Annotated in this window: 9 protein-coding genes and 1 CRISPR repeat array; of the genes, 7 read left to right on the top strand and 2 right to left on the bottom strand. The window is 67.5% G+C overall.

The genetic code is table 11. The annotated features are described in order from the left end of the window. Positions 1-15: 15 nt before the first annotated feature. The gene (locus SM418_RS07665) at positions 16-2,349 is read right to left on the bottom strand and encodes an RAMP superfamily CRISPR-associated protein (protein ID WP_371939955.1); all 2,334 of its coding nucleotides are present in this window, start codon (positions 2,347-2,349) and stop codon (positions 16-18) included. Beyond that, complete coding sequence (locus tag SM418_RS07660) at positions 2,346-3,968, bottom strand: Cas10/Cmr2 second palm domain-containing protein (RefSeq protein ID WP_371939954.1); 1,623 nt, start codon at positions 3,966-3,968, stop codon at positions 2,346-2,348. Before SM418_RS07660 ends, SM418_RS07665 begins: the two co-directional genes overlap by 4 nt. Before the next feature lie 254 nt (positions 3,969-4,222). On the opposite strand from SM418_RS07660, the gene SM418_RS07655 reads away from it, so the two are divergent. From SM418_RS07655 to SM418_RS07625, 7 genes are all read left to right on the top strand, one after another. Then, on the top strand, positions 4,223-5,293 hold the full coding sequence (locus tag SM418_RS07655) for an SAVED domain-containing protein (RefSeq protein ID WP_371939953.1): 1,071 nt from the start codon (positions 4,223-4,225) through the stop codon (positions 5,291-5,293). A gap of 218 nt (positions 5,294-5,511) precedes the next feature. Continuing rightward, a CRISPR array of direct repeats spans positions 5,512-8,454; the repeat unit is 30 nt; unit sequence GTTGCGAACCCTCGTAGGGGCGATGAGGAC. A 794-nt stretch (positions 8,455-9,248) separates the two neighbouring features. Beyond that, the gene (locus SM418_RS07650) at positions 9,249-9,986 is read left to right on the top strand and encodes a CRISPR-associated endoribonuclease Cas6 (protein WP_371939952.1); all 738 of its coding nucleotides are present in this window, start codon (positions 9,249-9,251) and stop codon (positions 9,984-9,986) included. A 4-nt stretch (positions 9,987-9,990) separates the two neighbouring features. Then, a complete protein-coding gene (locus SM418_RS07645) occupies positions 9,991-11,448 on the top strand; it encodes a hypothetical protein (RefSeq protein ID WP_371939951.1) in 1,458 nt (485 codons plus the stop codon). Next, positions 11,445-12,500 carry a type I-B CRISPR-associated protein Cas7/Cst2/DevR gene (gene cas7i, locus SM418_RS07640; RefSeq protein WP_371939950.1) on the top strand — a complete coding sequence of 352 codons (1,056 nt, stop codon included), beginning with the start codon at positions 11,445-11,447 and terminating at the stop codon, positions 12,498-12,500. The genes SM418_RS07645 and cas7i overlap by 4 nt, the downstream gene beginning before the upstream one ends. A gap of 71 nt (positions 12,501-12,571) precedes the next feature. After that, positions 12,572-13,225, top strand: a complete 654-nt coding sequence (gene cas5 / locus SM418_RS07635; protein WP_371939949.1) for a CRISPR-associated protein Cas5 — start codon at positions 12,572-12,574, stop codon at positions 13,223-13,225. A 16-nt stretch (positions 13,226-13,241) separates the two neighbouring features. After that, entirely contained in the window at positions 13,242-15,653 is a 2,412-nt protein-coding gene (cas3, locus tag SM418_RS07630) for a CRISPR-associated helicase Cas3' (protein WP_371939948.1), read from the top strand. Further along, positions 15,650-16,147: a CRISPR-associated protein Cas4 gene (locus SM418_RS07625; protein ID WP_371939947.1), complete on the top strand. Its 498-nt coding sequence runs from the start codon at positions 15,650-15,652 to the stop codon at positions 16,145-16,147. The genes cas3 and SM418_RS07625 overlap by 4 nt, the downstream gene beginning before the upstream one ends. Position 16,148 lies beyond the last annotated feature (1 nt).

The raw sequence follows: 16,148 nt of genomic DNA, 5'->3' as shown, positions 1-16,148 counted from the left end.
GTCCCCTTCTGCGAGTCATACGAGCGCCTCCTCAGAGTGGGCCTCCCCAGAGTGGGCCTCCGCGCGGGTATGGGCGGCCAGGCACGCGGAGAGTAGCGACCGCAACGCCTCTGCCCGCAACTCGCGGGGGAGGACGTCCGGTCCGTCGACGGTCAGGCACAGCCCGTCCCGATCGTTGAACTTGAGCGTTTCCCACACGTCGTTCTCCGCCAGCAGGGTGCAGATCGAAGCCGTGGTCTTCGGCGCCTTCCAGCGCTTCGTGAGTCGGGTGATGCGCGCCTTGAGCTGCTCGCTCTCCTCATCGAGGTGTCCGAACAGGCGGCGTAGCGCGTTCAACCGGGTCGCCGAGAGGCTGATGAGCGAGCCGAGTACCTTGTCCGGCTGAGCTGCTCGCTCCTCGGCCAGCCGCCAGATCTCCGCACGCCATGCTGCCGTCTCGATCAGACGCGCACCGGCGTAGCCGGGGTCGACCGCGGACAGCCGATGCACGGCCGGACGTGACGGCGTATCCGCCGGCTCGTCCCTCCGCTCGCTGGTGCCGGTAGGCACCTTGTTCATGAGGACTGGGTCGTTGATGCGGATCTGACCGAAGCCTTCGCCGCGCCGTTCCCCGATGCCCGATCGCTCGACCTCCGCCAAGACGTCCGCGCCGACGTGGCCCGCCTTCACCTCGAAGGTCAGGCAGCCGCCGGCCGCGAATCCGAGAAGGACGGGACGCGGCAGCCGCCATCCCCGGTGCCAGGAGTCGGTTCGGGCGATCTCGTAGCTGGTCGGCCTCCGGTCACGCTCCTGCAGGACGGGGGCGAGCTCCACACCCTCCGCTCCTGCGCTGGCGAACGCCCTCTGCAGGAGACGGGCGAAGTCGGCGGGGTCGTCACTCGGGGCAAGCCGGTCATCGCGAACAAGGACGTCCGACAGCAGCCAGACACGCAGCCGTTCGCCGCTCATAACCGGTGTCGACTCGGGCGTGGAGTCAACGGGCTCAGCAGTGGCGGACACCAGGCCATAGTCGTCTTTGCGGGACCGTCCCAACCGCCACCGGCCGTCCAGGCTCTTCCACCAGCCGGTGTCGAGGATGCCGCGTCGGACTCTGACCTCGGCCACGAGCACGGTTCCGGGCGCGAGCGCCTGGTACACGTAGACGCCGCCAAGGGCCTCGGTCGGGCGCTGGAGCTCGTCCTTGATGGTGTTGTGCATTCTCAGCACGAAGCCGGGCGTCTCGACCGCCACGTTCGCCGAGCCGGACACGTATCCCTTCCGGACCCGCTTGAACGCCTTGCCGTTCGGAGTCCCCTCCACCATGCGATTGATGTAGACGTTCCGGCTGTCCTTGGCTCGTTCGAAGGCGCGTGGGACCGGCCGTCCCTGGGCCCCGTCCACCTGCGGGGTCGCGGGCGTCACCACCAGGTCTCCGCAGCGTGCAGCCGCAGCGGCGGCGGACGAGTCCAGGCGCTGCAGCACCGGCCCCAGCAGCATCCAGCCCGGCGCGTGGTCGCGGCCTTGAACGAGATTCCCGACGGTGCGTTCAAAGGCGAGCAACGGCGTTTCGAGCGTCATCCGCAGGACGACGCGCTCCCAGCCGTCGCCCGCAGCCCGCCTCTCGGCGGAATCGGGTGCAGGAGGCTGCTCTGGGATCGGCGGTGGTACCGGGCTCGCCGTCCAACGCGCCAAGTCGTCACCGCTTGGAGGCAGCCCTGCGCCGCCAAGATCGAGCCGGCACCGCCCCGATCCACGACGCCGCTTCCCACCGATGCCCTCCACCAGCCGCGCGCCCGCCCACAACAGCGCACGCGCACAACCGAGCTGCTCCTCCGACAGCTCGTCAGGCAGCTCCGCTGTGCCTTCCAACGTCATGCCACTGCGGGCCATCTCGTCGAAGCGCAGCATGTCCTCCCTGGCCGCGCCGGTCACCGGATCGTGCGCGACACCCGGTTTCACGAACGTCACCGCATCGCGGAGCCGCGGGTTCCCTGCGATGGCCTGGCCGAGATCACCGGGAAAGCGAAGCGGGCCGAGGTAGCACAGGGCGGCCGGACGCGGATGCCGCGCTGGCGCCGCCGGTGTCTCGCGCGGCTCGGCGCTCGGGGACGTCGGTTGATAGCCGAACAGGTATTCAACCCAGGCATGCCAGATCTGGGATCCGCCGGGATCGGCGTCGGCGTCGAGGGCACGTGCGGCGATCTCGCAGCCGTCCCGCCAAACGCCGTTGAGGGACTTCGCCGGCACGTACGGAAGCTGGTGTTCCTCGTCCCGCAGCACCTGTCGGTTGATGCGGCCGTGCTGCCCGGTGCCGGCGCCGATGTGCCAATCACTCAGCATCCGCAAGGTCAGCGAAATGGTGTGGCTCATGACCTGCCCTTCAAGGAAAGGAAGGGAGCGGCGTTCAACGCATCCAGAAGGCCGGTGCGGTGGACGTGTCCGTCGTGCCAGAAAAACGAGTCGTCCGAAGCAAGCCCTTGAACCGCGTCCTTGCCCAGCCAGGTAGAGACCATCTTGAACCGAGATTCCGCAGCCTCACGCCCGCGGAACAGGGCGGACCGGAGCTCGTGCGCCTGGCCTCCCGAGATGACGGGAGACTCATCGTCTCTGGCGGTAAGAGCAGCGACTTGCCTCTCCAAGTCGGACCAATGTCGATGCCGCGCCCACTTCGCGTCGCCCGAGGTGCCGACAACGTACGGTTGCCCGGTCAAGCACGTGTCCTCATCGGCAAGAGTCTGCTGCTTGCGCAGACGTTGCAGATCGGCGAACGCGCTCTCGTAGAGAACATGGAATGACAGAGCACTCTTGTCCTGGCCGAGTTCCTCCTTCACCGCCTTAGCCTCGCCGGTCAACTCTTCGGCCAGGTGGACGGCGCTGTGGAACGGATATTGCCGCTTGACGATGGCGACACCCGCACAAGCCCCCAGCCCGCGCAGGTCCTCCACCTTCTTGAGTACGCCCCCGACCGCGGGATGCTCGTTGGCCCGCCGGGTGAACTCCTCCAAATATCCGCGTGCGAACGGCAGAGCAAGTTCACCGTCACAGACCACGGTCAGGTCGTCGCCCCCAAGGATGAGCGGGAGAACCGGCGGCTCGTCCGTGCCCGCGGTCCACCCGGCGCCGCGCAACGTCGCGAACACCGACTGGAAGGCCTCCCGAGCGCACTGGTCCACTCCTTCGGACAGTCCGCGTAGCCCGTCGATGTACCCGTCTGCGGGCCTGCTGTCGCCGCCCATGATGGACGCGAAGTGCTGAAACACCTTCCCCAAGCCATTGCCGTCGGCGTGGACGACCGCGACCCACTCCGCCTTGTGGTTCAGATGGTCGACGATCTGGGCGAGCGCGGCGCGGGACGCCGCCTTCTGGTTCTCGTCGTCCCCGGCGCAGAGCCCCATCTGGACGGCCAGCTGCAGCAAGGCCGCATCGAAGGCGTTCAACTTCGCCAGACTGGGCGCCGAACGAGCCTCGGGCAACCGCCCCTCTTGGAGCGCAACGACACGATGAGCCGGTAGGCCACTGGACCCGCAGCGCGCCGCGATCGGCACCCCTGGGAACCGCAACCTCGGCCCGCGCCTCCGGGCCCGCGCGACCGTGAGGAGGTCGCGGGCATCCGCAATGCCCTCGGCGACTTCCTTTGCGTTCCCCCACTCGATGGCATCGCTGACCGCGCCGCACACGTCCAACCCGGGCGCCTCGCGCAAGGCCGCCTCGGTAATGCTCCCGACGATCTGCTTGCCCACCTCCGGATTGCTGACGATCAGCGTCACACCGCCCGCGTTCGCGGTCACCACCTCGAGGCCGTCCGGTTCGACGCGCAGCCGGCGGCCGTCCCCGCCGGCCGCTCCCGCCTCCGCCAAAGCCCTGTCGAGCCATTCGCCCTCGATACGGGTGATCAGATGCGATGCGCCGACGTTCTCCCGCCGCTTGTTCGATCCGAAGATGTAGTTCTGGTTGCCTGCCGTGCTCAGCACGACCGCATGCACCTTCACACCGGCCCCCTCTTCGCTCACAGCGCCGCCGCGAGGTACTGATGGACAAGCCCCCGCGGCCGCCCAGAGCGGCATGTTAGGGGCACGGCCCGGTCGCGCCCCGACCAAACGCCGCATAACCCGGTGACCGACTCCGGACCTGTCATCTCGGCCTCAACACCCCTCGCATAAAGGCGATGTCTGACCACAAACCGCCTGGCGGCAGGCGGTGTCCATCAGTACGTTCTGCCCACGACGACGAAGCGAGGCCCGAGATGACCGAGACCCCGAACGCGCCAACGATGACGGTCATCGGCGGACCGTCCGCGACCCCATCGAAGGCCCGGCGCGTGATCACCGACGGCGCGGCCTGGAGCGGGCTCGGCGGCGTCGTCGCGGGCGGGTTCGGAATCGAAGCAGTGAAAACGGTGATGACGCACTCTCCGACCGGACGCTGGTGGTTCGTCCTCGGCTGTCTCGTCGGACTCGGCCTCATGGGGGGCGGCGCCGCGCTGTGCGTCCGCGCCTCGGCCAAGACCCGCATCGGGCTAGTCGTCACCGCGTCCGACAGCGGACGCGGTGCCTCACGAGCCGAACTGCTGGAGTCCAAGGCCATCGAGTACAGCCAGAAGACCTGCGCGGTCACGGTGCAGACCCACCTCACGCTCCCCGTCGCCCATCCGTGGCCGAAGGAGAGCATCGACGCCCTCGCGGACGAGACCATCGCGGCCGCCGGAATCGCGGAACGTCTGGTCAGCGATGCCGCCCGCATCAACGTGATCCCAACCATGCCCCTGCCGGTCGGCTTCCGGTTTGGCGCCAGGATCGGGCACACCCACCCCCGCGAGATCACCATTCACGCGGTTCGCCAGCGCGACGGCGGCCCGTCCCACTTCCCGGCCACTCGCCTCCGAGAAAGCCCGCTCACCGTTGAACTCCTCACCGTGGAGCAAGTCGAGCTCATCGAAGGCGGAGACCCGGCGCGCGCGGCGCTCGCCATCGATTTGCAGAACCTTCGCGCCGACTTCGTCCAACCCGTCCGCGCCGCCTGCCGCGCGCACGGAATCGGCAACCTCCTCATCCTCAGCCGGAAGATTGCTGGCCCGCTGGATGAGGACACGGGGACCTACACCGCGATCGTGGAGCAGATCTGCCGCGCCTGGCGCGACGCGCCCTTCCGTGCCAGTGCCCGCACCGGACGCCACGCGGCCTTCCTCACCGGCCCGGTCGCCATCTCCATAGCCCTCGGAGCCCGCCTGGCCCACATCCAGCCCGACCGCTGGACAGCCTTCACTTACGACAACGCTTCCAGTACGTACGAGCCTTTCCCCGCCGAGACCACCTGAGGGCTCTTTCCTTGCCGGACCGGAACGGTTCTGCGGCGATGATGACGGCGTGCCGGATTCCGGGTCTCGAACGCTGCTCCTTGCGAACCCTCGTAGGGGCGATGAGGACCTGAACTACGGACTCAACCTGACCAGCGGCCGGGACCCGATGTTGCGAACCCTCGTAGGGCGATGAGGACCCGAAACGTCAACCTACACGCCGCGCGACCGGCTGTACGGTTGCGAACCCTCGTAGGGGCGATGAGGACGACGAGGGCGTCGACATCCGCAGGGACGGCGACCGAACGTTGCGAACCCTCGTAGGGGCGATGAGGACCGCCGACTACGCGCGCCGCCGCAAGGCCAGGACCCGAGTTGCGACCCCTCGTAGGGGCGATGAGGACCTGGCGCTTCTGGGACGGCGCGGTGACCGGCAAGCTGTTGCGAACCCTCGTAGGGGCGATGAGGACCCGCCTTCGAACGGCGGCGGGTCGCCGAGACACTCGCCCGGTTGCGAACCCTCGTAGGGGCGATGAGGACCCGCCCTCGGGCCGGTCCCGCCGGGCGGATGCGCTCAGTTGCGAACCCTCGTAGGGGCGATGAGGACGCCAACTCCTGCGCTGGTCCCTGAAGGCCCCCCACCCGTTGCGAACCTTCGTAGGGGCGATGAGGACCGGTGAGGCACTGACTCACCGGACCTCGAAGGCCAACATGTTGCGAACCCTCGTAGGGGCGATGAGGACGCTGCTGTTCCAGGAGCGCGACGACCTTGACGAGTAGTTGCGAACCCTCGTAGGGGCGATGAGGACTGCGCACCTGGCGCCGGACCGGGTGGACGCCATCACGTTGCGAACCCTCGTAGGGGCGATGAGGACCGCTGCCACGCCTCGGCGATCACGGCCATGGTCCGGTTGCGAACCCTCGTAGGGGCGATGAGGACATGTTCGCGTCGGTCACCGAGACCTGCCCGGACGCCACGTTGCGAACCCTCGTAGGGGCGATGAGGACCACGAGCAGCTCCACGGCGGGCTTGTCCTTCAGTGCCTGTTGCGAACCCTCGTAGGGGCGATGAGGACCTTGACGAAGGACCGCGCCGTCGGGCTGAGCTTCTTCAGGTTGCGAACCCTCGTAGGGGCGATGAGGACCAGACCAAGGTCCCGATGACCGCATGGGCGTATCTGTTGCGAACCCTCGTAGGGGCGATGAGGACTCCGACCCGAGGCGTAGGGTCCGCGGGATCGGCAAGGGTTGCGAACCCTCGTAGGGGCGATGAGGACGCCGAGCTGGTCGGCGTCCCGCGGGTACTCGGCCGGTTGCGAACCCTCGTAGGGGCGATGAGGACCAGCGCCTCCAGCGCGCGGGCGATGGTGGTCTCGTGTTGCGAACCCTCGTAGGGGCGATGAGGACACAACGCAAGCGGCTGCGGTCTAGACGCGCTGCTGGTTGCGAACCCTCGTAGGGGCGATGAGGACCCTGGGACTGCGCGAGCTGCCACGCGGCGCGCTCATGTTGCGAACCCTCGTAGGGGCGATGAGGACCTCGAACCGGGCCTCAGCCCAGGCGACCACCTTGTGTTGCGAACCCTCGTAGGGGCGATGAGGACCGTCACTGAGGACTACCTGAAGCAAATCCGCCGCGTTGCGAACCCTCGTAGGGGCGATGAGGACCGGTCGACCTCGCCCCGGGCTACGTGCCCGACCCGAACCGTTGCGAACCCTCGTAGGGGCGATGAGGACGCTGTCGGACCTGTCGCTGGGCCGACCGATCGTGTTGTTGCGAACCCTCGTAGGGGCGATGAGGACCCCAGGTGCACACGGCGCCGTCCTCCCTCGTCCCCACGTTGCGAACCCTCGTAGGGGCGATGAGGACCCCACAGCCATGTGGCGGTGTTCGGCCGGCAGTTGACGTTGCGAACCCTCGTAGGGGCGATGAGGACACGTCGTTGGCGTGGATATGCGAGACGGCCGTGTAGTTGCGAACCCTCGTAGGGGCGATGAGGACCAGGGAAGGATCGGCTCGCGCCGGTCCTCAGGGTGTTGCGAACCCTCGTAGGGGCGATGAGGACACCGATGTGCGTAGGCTTCTGGGTCGCGCACCATAGGTTGCGAACCCTCGTAGGGGCGATGAGGACCCAGACCCCAGACCGCGTCATCGCCGCCCGCCTCACGTTGCGAACCCTCGTAGGGGCGATGAGGACCAGTTCGCGGTCGCGAGGTGGTAGCCGATGACGTGTTGCGAACCCTCGTAGGGGCGATGAGGACTGTGCGCGTCACGCTCGGCGACGGCGTCCTGGTGTTGTTGCGAACCCTCGTAGGGGCGATGAGGACACCGGACGCCTTGATCCGGTCCCAGACATCGGCCTCGTTGCGAACCCTCGTAGGGGCGATGAGGACGTCTGGACGCCCTGCCCCCACACGTAGCTCGCGCGCAGGTTGCGAACCCTCGTAGGGGCGATGAGGACGACGAACGCCCGCGCCGTCGGCGCGAGCTTCTTCAGGTTGCGAACCCTCGTAGGGGCGATGAGGACCAGCAGATCAACGCGGCGAAGGAGTACGCGACCAGGTTGCGAACCCTCGTAGGGGCGATGAGGACCTGCACGCGGTGCCGGCCGCTCACCGGGACACCTGCCGTTGCGAACCCTCGTAGGGGCGATGAGGACCAGGGATTTGCTGTCGTCCGGCGCCAGGGTGGTGGCTCCGTTGCGAACCCTCGTAGGGGCGATGAGGACCACGGCGTGCTGTCCGACGCTGCGGGCAGGGACGTGTTGCGAACCCTCGTAGGGGCGATGAGGACTGCGCGATGGGTGCGCCGGGGGTGCGCCACTGCAGTTGCGAACCCTCGTAGGGGCGATGAGGACCTGGTCGGTGTCGGCGACGCCATGTCTGCGGTCGCGAAGTTGCGAACCCTCGTAGGGGCGATGAGGACGGGCCGGGCAGCAGGCGGGGCAGGGGCGGGGCCGGGTTGCGAACCCTCGTAGGGGCGATGAGGACCCGTCCCCTCGGCGATGGTCTGGAGCCGTCCAGTTGCGAACCCTCGTAGGGGCGATGAGGACCGTGGCGTTCAACGTCCTCGCCGCCCAGAAAGACAGGTTGCGAACCCTCGTAGGGGCGATGAGGACCCGTGCGGCGCTCACGTGAGGCGCTCGCCCGCTTGTTGCGAACCCTCGTAGGGGCGATGAGGACCCCAGGGTAAAGCGCCAGGTGGGCAGAGGGAAGAACGGTCCGGCGGGGGCGGATTCTGCAGCGATCCTCCGGTCGTGCTGTCCACCCCGGCGTGTCGCTGAAATCTACTTGATCAACTTCGCTCATGGCCCCGATAGTTGAAGACGTTATAGACCTCGCGGGTGGGACCCGTCCACAGGCCCGCAATGCCTAGCGCTCCTTCGCCGTTCTTGCAGGGGCTCTCGCTGATCCTGCCGTGGCGGCGGACTCGCGTGGGTCACGCCACGGCGGTCCTTCCTCCGGAACTGCGCGCTGGCGCGGTCGAGGTTCGGGGCCACCGCACCTCAAGTTCTACTGGGCCCGGTGACGACACCGGACGGGCTCTCAACGTGGACGCACTACTCAGCCATTGCATGCGCCCCTCCACTTGGTGAAGTGCTACTGGAGAAGGCTGATGAACGCCGAAGCGCTGATCATCTCGACGCGACCCCTCATAGGGGCGATGAGGGCGAGTCTGCGGACAAATCCAGCAACAAACTCGATCAGTTGCGACGCCGGGGGTTTGACCGAACGGGGCGATTTCCCAGACCAGGATAGCCGCGCCAGCGCTCAAGGCCACATTTGGACAGGCGATGTCGTGATCGAGTTTATTGAAGGCTCTCCTCGCGGAGCGCGGTGTGCGTAATGTCCCTGGACCACGGGCGAGGAGCCGAGTGGCTCACGCTCTCAGGCGGGTCTGACAGAGGCCGTCCATCTGTACGTGCCGACGACTGATGGCGTTGTCCGGCACCGCTAGACGAGGGAGGACGGGGATCATGCGTTTGCGATTGACCTTCCACACGGTGGCTCGCGAGTTGGCCTGGGATGACGTCGTGGCTCCCGGGCGGGCCCTGCTGTACGGGCTGCTGGAGCGGGGGGCGCCGGAGCTGGGACAGGCGATTCACAAGGACGGCTGGGGGCCGCACGGCTTGGTTCCGTTCGGTTATGGCGCACCGGTCTTTCCTGCGGCGCGTCGGCGCAAGGGCGTCTATGCCGCCGACGGCCCCGGTGTTGTGGAGTTCGGGAGTCCGCTGATCGCGGTGGTCGAGGGGTGGGCGGCTGCGCTGAAGTCGATCCCTGTGCTGGCGTGGGGGGCGACCGCCTTCATCGTCGACCAGGTCGAGCCGGTGGAGGCCCCGAGGTTCGAGACCGGAAAGGCCGTCTTCCGGACGGAGACACCGGTGGTGATGAAGAGCTCGGGGCGTGGTGAGTCCGGCGCTCGTGTGCGTCGCCAGGCGTGGTGTCTCCCAGGTGAGCCCGAGTGGGACGTCTACGTGCAGAACAACCTGCGGCGCAAGGCGGAGACCCTGGGGGTGGACCCGGAGGTCATCTTGGAGAACGTCGGGTGGATCGGCCGCAAGCGCTCGTTCGCGGTCGGGAGCGGCGGGGGCGGGAAGAAGCCGGGGGCCTGCGTCGAAGTCATGGTGTCTGGTGCGCCGGAGACGCTCTCGGCGCTGCACTCCTGGGGACTGGGGCAGGCCAACAGCACGGGGATGGGCTGGATCAGTGCCTGACCCCGTGGCGGGCCTCTCGCCATCGGGGAGCCGGATGGATCCGACTGGAGGCTCGGCTCATCCGCACTCCCTGGTTTTGACCGCGAGCCCGTTGCAGCGGGCGGGGGCGTTCGTCCTGGCCGCTCTGGCTGATGTCGATCACCCCTGCGAAGTGTCGGACGAGGCCCTGGCCATGGCCGTCGATCAGATGACGAGCCACCTCGTGAAGACGGTCGATGCGGCGAAAGCCGCGGATCCCGGCGGGTTCTGGCTCGGGGCCAGCTACTTGCTGTGGCCGAACTCGAAGATCAACCCCACCGCGCGCGGCAAGCAATCCCCTGCTCAGCGGGAGGCGCTGATCCGTGAGTGGCGTGCGCGGCCGGAGCCGGCGGATTGGCCGGGGGCGCCGTGTGCGTACTGCGGACGTGCGGCCTGCGGCTGGTACGGCAAGGTCGACATCCCGCTGGGGGCGAGCGTCGCGCACCGCAACACCACCGCGCCGGGCCATGCGGGAACGCCACTGTGCTACCCCTGCGTCGCCTGTCTCTGGGCTTTTCCGTACGGGGCGTCACTGTCGGGTGGCAGGGCCGCGCTGATGCATTCCTGGGACGACGACTTCCTGGCGAAGATGACCGCAGCGACGGTGGATCAGACTCTGCGGCAAGCCTCCGCCGGGGCGCCGAAGGGGGCCAAGCCCAGCCCATACGCGCGGGAGCTGTGGGTCCTGCGTGCGGTGCGCGCCTACAGCCGGCGGATCACTTCCGGTGTGGAGTTGATCGTGCTCTCCAACTCCAATAAGGAGCAACTGTTCGCCGCGCAGGAGCTGAGCCAGCCGCTCGCCGAATGGCTCCGGACGACCAACAAGGACGCCGAACGCCGCGCCGGATATCCGGTGCTGGTCGCGACTCAAGGGACCAAGAAGGTTCCAGGAGAGGCGTTCCTGGCCAAGCGGGCGTTCACCCGGCCGTCGCAGGTCCTGGACTTCGCGGTCGGCCACGTCCTGGGCCGGATCTCCGCGGCCGCGCCCATCCCCGCCGAGACGACGGTGCTGGCCCCGCTCTTGTACTCCTACTGCCGTGAGGTGCTGACCATGGACGACAAGGATGTCGAACGGATCAAGGAACTGGCGCGGCGGCTGGCCGCGCTCCTGGGACAGGACAGCCGTCCCGGGCCGTTCCGCGACTTCATCCGCGCCAACAGCAAGGGAGGAAACCTCTACGGCTGGTTCCGCTCCAAGGGCGTGGACTGGTTGCTGTTCCCGCGCCCCAAGGACACCTCACCCGTGCTTCTGCCGGTGCAGGAGTACCGGCTGCTTTTCGAGGACGAGCGGTCCTGGTCGTGGCGGCGGCTGCTGGTCTTCGCCGTCCTGGAGGCACTGGCCGAGGCGGGTTGGGAGCCGAAGGGCTCGCAGGAGGAACTCCAAGAGATCAAGGACCTGGCCGACGCCGCCGGTGGCGACCAGGAGGAAGGGACGGAACAGTGACGTTCCTGGTAGGACAGCAGATCCTGCAGATCAAGGCCGGGGCCCCCAACAACGGGCGGGGCGAGGACAACCGCGGCATGGTCAAGCAGTTCACGGTGGGCCGGGGGGACAAATACCCGTACGTGTCCGCGCAGGCGGGCCGCCGGTGGCTGCGTGACAGCCTGCCGGCCGGCGAGCCGACCTCGCCGGTCATTCGGAGCGGGGAGGGCAAGAAGCAGCAGGCCTACACCCGGGGCCGACCCGACCTGTACCTGGACGACGACCTGTTCGGCTACATGATCGCGGTCAAGGCGGACGAGACGGGGGCGAAGAAGGGCGAGTCGAAGACGTTCATGCGCGACACGGTGCTGGCGACCGGGACCCTGGTCTCGGTCGTGCCCAGCAAACCCGTCATGGATTTCGGCACGATGAGCCGCGACTTCGAGCCGGGGACTCACCCGGTCATTCACGAGCATGAGATGTACACCGCGGACCTGGCCGGTGACCTGCTGCTCGACCTGCCGCGCGCCGGAACCTTCGAGACCGGAGGCAGGACCACCAAGGCAGCGCTCCCCGGCAGCCTGGCCGAAGAAGTCGTTGAGAAGGGCGGCACCGAGGTCGTCCTGCGCGATGTGCAATGCGTACGACTGCCGATCGAGGAGCGGCGCCGCCGGGTCGCGGTCCTGCTGCGGACGATGGCGATGCTCAGGGGCGGCGCCAAGCAGTCGGCCCACTACGGTGACCGCACGCCCGGCCTCGTCATCCTTGCGCCGATCAAGGGCGGGACGAACCCGTTCACCAGGGTCGTCCGGGAGCGCGAAAAGGCGACGTACTTCGACGTTGACGTCCTCCGCGAGGAGATCGAGGCGTGGGCCGACGAGCTGGACGGGCCGGTCCGGATCGGATGGGCGCCCGGTTTCCTCGGCAGCCAGCGCGACCGGGCCGGCAGCGACCTCGCCGACCTGATCAAGGAGGAGCGGCTCGTACTCGGACATCCCCGGACCGTGCTGAACACCCTGGCCGCCGAGATCGACTCCGGGGACCACGACTCCTGGTTCGACGACCCGCAGTAGCGCACCTCGTCACTCATCGCCCCTTTGAGGGGAGCATTCCGCCGTTTGCGTCGCCCGCAAGGAGCATCGCCATGCCCGAAGCCCTGGAGTTGACCGTCACCGCCCCGATCGTCAGCTTCCGCAACCCCCTCTACGACGGGTTGCAGGTGGGGCTGCCCTGTCCGCCGCCGTCCACCGTCGGTGGACTGCTCGCCGCCGCTGCCGGGGGATGGGGCCAGGTGCCCTCGGACACCCGCTTCGGCATGACCTTCCACGCCGCGGGCTCAGGCATTGATCTGGAGACATACCACCCGCTTGGTGTTCCAGGCACCCAGGCCCACGCGACCATCAAGGACCGCGATTTCCTGGCCCTGGTCACGCTGACGGTATGGCTCACCGAGAACATCGACCTGTGGGCCCGTGCTCTTCGCCGTCCAGTCTGGCCAATGCGGCTGGGGCGCAGCCAGGACTTGGTCGCCACGGTCACCCGCCGCGTTGAGCTGAGCTCATCCGGCGGTCGGCAAGGCCACGCCGTCGTCCCCTTCGACCTACCAAGAGCAGTCGGCACGGCGATGCGGCTGACGACCGTCATATCCGACGACCGTGCCCGCTTCACCTGGGACAGCTACCGGTACGCCGCGGCCGGTGCCCGCGCAGAGATCGACACCGGGCTGGCCACCCGAGACGGGCAGGCGGTCGCGATGCTCCCGCCCGTCCATCCGAACCAACTGATCCCTGCCACTTGAACTTGCGGAGGTGGTCGTGAAGGACCTGCGCGCGAAAAGCTCCATCACGCCTGGAGTGCCCGGTGAGCTGCTGACCGACCATCTGCTCAACACCCTGGAAGCCGTGGGGGCGATTCGAGCCCGGATCGGCGACATCCCAGGCATGCCCGCCGAGTTCTGGACGTGGGCGGCGATCGCCGCGCTGCTCCATGACACCGGGAAGTTGCCAGACGGCTTCCAGCGGATGATCGGCAACGCCCCTCGGCAGGAGCCGACCATCTGGGGTGAACGGCACGAAGTGCTTTCTCTCGGCTTCGTCCAGCTTCTGCTCGCGGACCTGCCGGTCGAACAGCGGGAGTGGGTCGCGGCAGTGGTGGCCGGGCACCATCGCCCGTTCACATCTGGCCTCGACGGCCCGTCCAAGCTGCCGCTGCTCACCCAGTACGGCGACGACCATCCCGAAGACTTCGCCGCCAAGTTCACGCCCGCGGACCCGGACCGCCTTGCCGACCTCATGGAGTGGTTGCAAGCCACAGGCCAGCGGTACGGGTTGCCTTTCACCGCAACCGCACCACGGACGGACGTCCGGCAACTGACAGACGCTGCCCATCGGCTCTTCCAAGATGTCATGGACCAGTGGCAATGGAAGCTGCCGGCCGACGACCGCCGCGGTACAACGGCTGTCCTGTTGCTGGGCGCCGTGACCATGGCCGATCACCTGTCCTCAGCACATGCACCCCTGGAAACCAGGCACCCACTGGACGAGACCTATCCGACCCAGCTGGTAGAGCGGCTCTCCTCCCGAGGTCACGCGCTCCGTCCACAACAAGGAGAAGCCTCCAGAACCATCGGCAACCTCCTCCTCCGTTCCTGGACGGGAAGCGGCAAGACCGAGGCCGTCCTTTTGTGGGCCACTGCCCAGATCGGCGACCTGGCTGCCCGCACGAAGGGCAACCCTCGCGTCTTCTACCTGCTGCCCTACCTGGCCAGCATCAACGCCATGACCGGCCGGCTCAGCAGAGACCTGGACTCATCCGATGGAATCGGCGTCGCCCACTCGAAGGCCGCTTCGTACCATCTCGCGCAGTCCCTCGCCGACGGTTGCGCCGGTGACGGTACCGACCTGGCCGATGCGGCGATCAAAGCCCATTCCCGCGCGGAGGCAACGAAGAACTTCCGCGAGCTCCTGCGCGTCGGCACCCCGTATCAAGTGCTGAGAGGCGCCCTGGCCGGCCCCGTGCACTCCAGCATCCTGACCGACAGCGCCAACTCCATCTTCATCCTCGACGAGCTGCACGCCTACGATGCCCGCCGTCTCGGCATGATCCTCGCGATCATGAGCTTCTGGCACCGACTCGGCGGACGCATCGCCGTGCTCTCCGCGACCATGCCGACCGCGCTGGCCGACCTGGTGACCCGAGCCCTCAACGGACAGACGGCACTGGTCGAACCCCCGCCAGAGAGCCGCGCACCAGTCCGCCACCGGCTCCACATCCGCCAGGACCACCTGACCGACGAGTCATCCCTCGACGAGATGCGTGAGCGACTCGCCGACGGCCAGTCCGTCCTCGTCGTCGCCAACAACGTCCGCGATGCGATCACTCTTTTCGAGACCCTCGGGCCCTACTGCATAGAACTCCACGGCGAGAACTCCGCCCACCTGCTGCACTCGCGCTACCGGCGGATGGACCGGACCGCCATCGAAACAGCGATCCAGGAGCGCTTCGCCAGCGGGAAGCCCCGCCAACCTGGCTTGCTAGTCGGAACCCAGGCCCTAGAGGTGTCCCTTGACCTGGACCTCGACGCCTGCCACACCTCGGCCGCGGACCTCGAAGCCCTTGTCCAACGCTTCGGTAGAGCCAACAGGCTGGGTGCGCTCGCCCCCGCACCGGTCGTCGTCCACCAACCCGTCTACGCCACCCGACGCGGCGGGGGAGACGAAGTGTGGGCCGACGGCGTCTACGAGGCCGAACCCACCCAGCTCGGCTGGGACATCCTCGCCCGCCATGACGGACAAACCATCGACGAGCAAGTCATCACCGGATGGCTCGACGAGATCTACATCAGCCCGTGGGGTCAGAAATGGGCCCAGAGAGTCGATGAGCACCGCTCCGAATTCGAAAAAGCCTTCCTGGGGTTCTCCCAACCGTTCGATGACCGCTCTGAGCTCACCGAAGCGTTCGACCGGCAGTTCGAGGGAATCGAAGCGATAATCGCAGAGGACCACGACAACTACAAATCCGCCTTGGGTCTGGCGAACAGTCCCAGTGCTGGCCGTCTGCATGCCGACCAATATCTCATGCCGCTGCCCGCATGGTGCATGGGTCTCGGTGCATACGACAAACGTCTCAAAGTCCTCGTCATTGACGCCGAGTACGACCCACGCCTGGGCCTGCGTGCCGTACACCGCGATGCCCGGCAGAAATATGAACCCGGTGAAATTCTATGATTCAGGCAGACGACGTTGGTGGCGTCCACATCAAGTACCTCTATCACTGCCCGCGCCAACTCTGGCTCTACCTGCGCGGGGTGCGGCCTGAACACCTGAGTGGCGCCGTTCAACTCGGTGAAGCCGTCCACGAAACCTCGTATGCCCGCCGCAGTCCCGTAGATCTTGGCGCCGCCAAACTCGACTTCATCGACGGTCAGCATTGGGTTCATGAGGTCAAATCATCAGCTCGGCCCACACCCGCCGACCAGGCCCAAGGACGGCACTACTGCTATCGGCTCGTACAGATCGGTGTCGACGCCAAGGGTGCCGTCCTGCACTACCCCAAGACCCGCCGCACACAGCGCAACCCCTACACGCCAGAAGCCGCAGCCCAAGCTCAGGCCGACATCGCAGAAGTCATCGGCGTCGGTGCCGCAGCCACGTCGCCCGACCGCCTGGCGCGTTCAGCCTGCCGAGGATGCAGCTTCGCCGACTACTGCTGGACGGAATGAC

Source organism: Actinomadura chokoriensis (assembly GCF_041463665.1).
Lineage (GTDB): Bacteria > Actinomycetota > Actinomycetes > Streptosporangiales > Streptosporangiaceae > Spirillospora > Spirillospora chokoriensis_A.
The sequence above is the reverse complement of the archived record's forward strand: the minus strand, read 5'-3'. Positions and strand labels throughout refer to the sequence as shown.

What these genes read in the sequence shown, in the direction of transcription:
- SM418_RS07665 (WP_371939955.1), bottom strand. Translation starts at nt 2,349, where the DNA reads ATGAGCCACACCATTTCGCTGACCTTGCGGATGCTGAGTGATTGGCAC.
- SM418_RS07655 (WP_371939953.1), top strand. Translation starts at nt 4,223, where the DNA reads ATGACCGAGACCCCGAACGCGCCAACGATGACGGTCATCGGCGGACCG.
- SM418_RS07650 (WP_371939952.1), top strand. Translation starts at nt 9,249, where the DNA reads ATGCGTTTGCGATTGACCTTCCACACGGTGGCTCGCGAGTTGGCCTGG.
- cas5 (WP_371939949.1), top strand. Translation starts at nt 12,572, where the DNA reads ATGCCCGAAGCCCTGGAGTTGACCGTCACCGCCCCGATCGTCAGCTTC.
- SM418_RS07625 (WP_371939947.1), top strand. Translation starts at nt 15,650, where the DNA reads ATGATTCAGGCAGACGACGTTGGTGGCGTCCACATCAAGTACCTCTAT.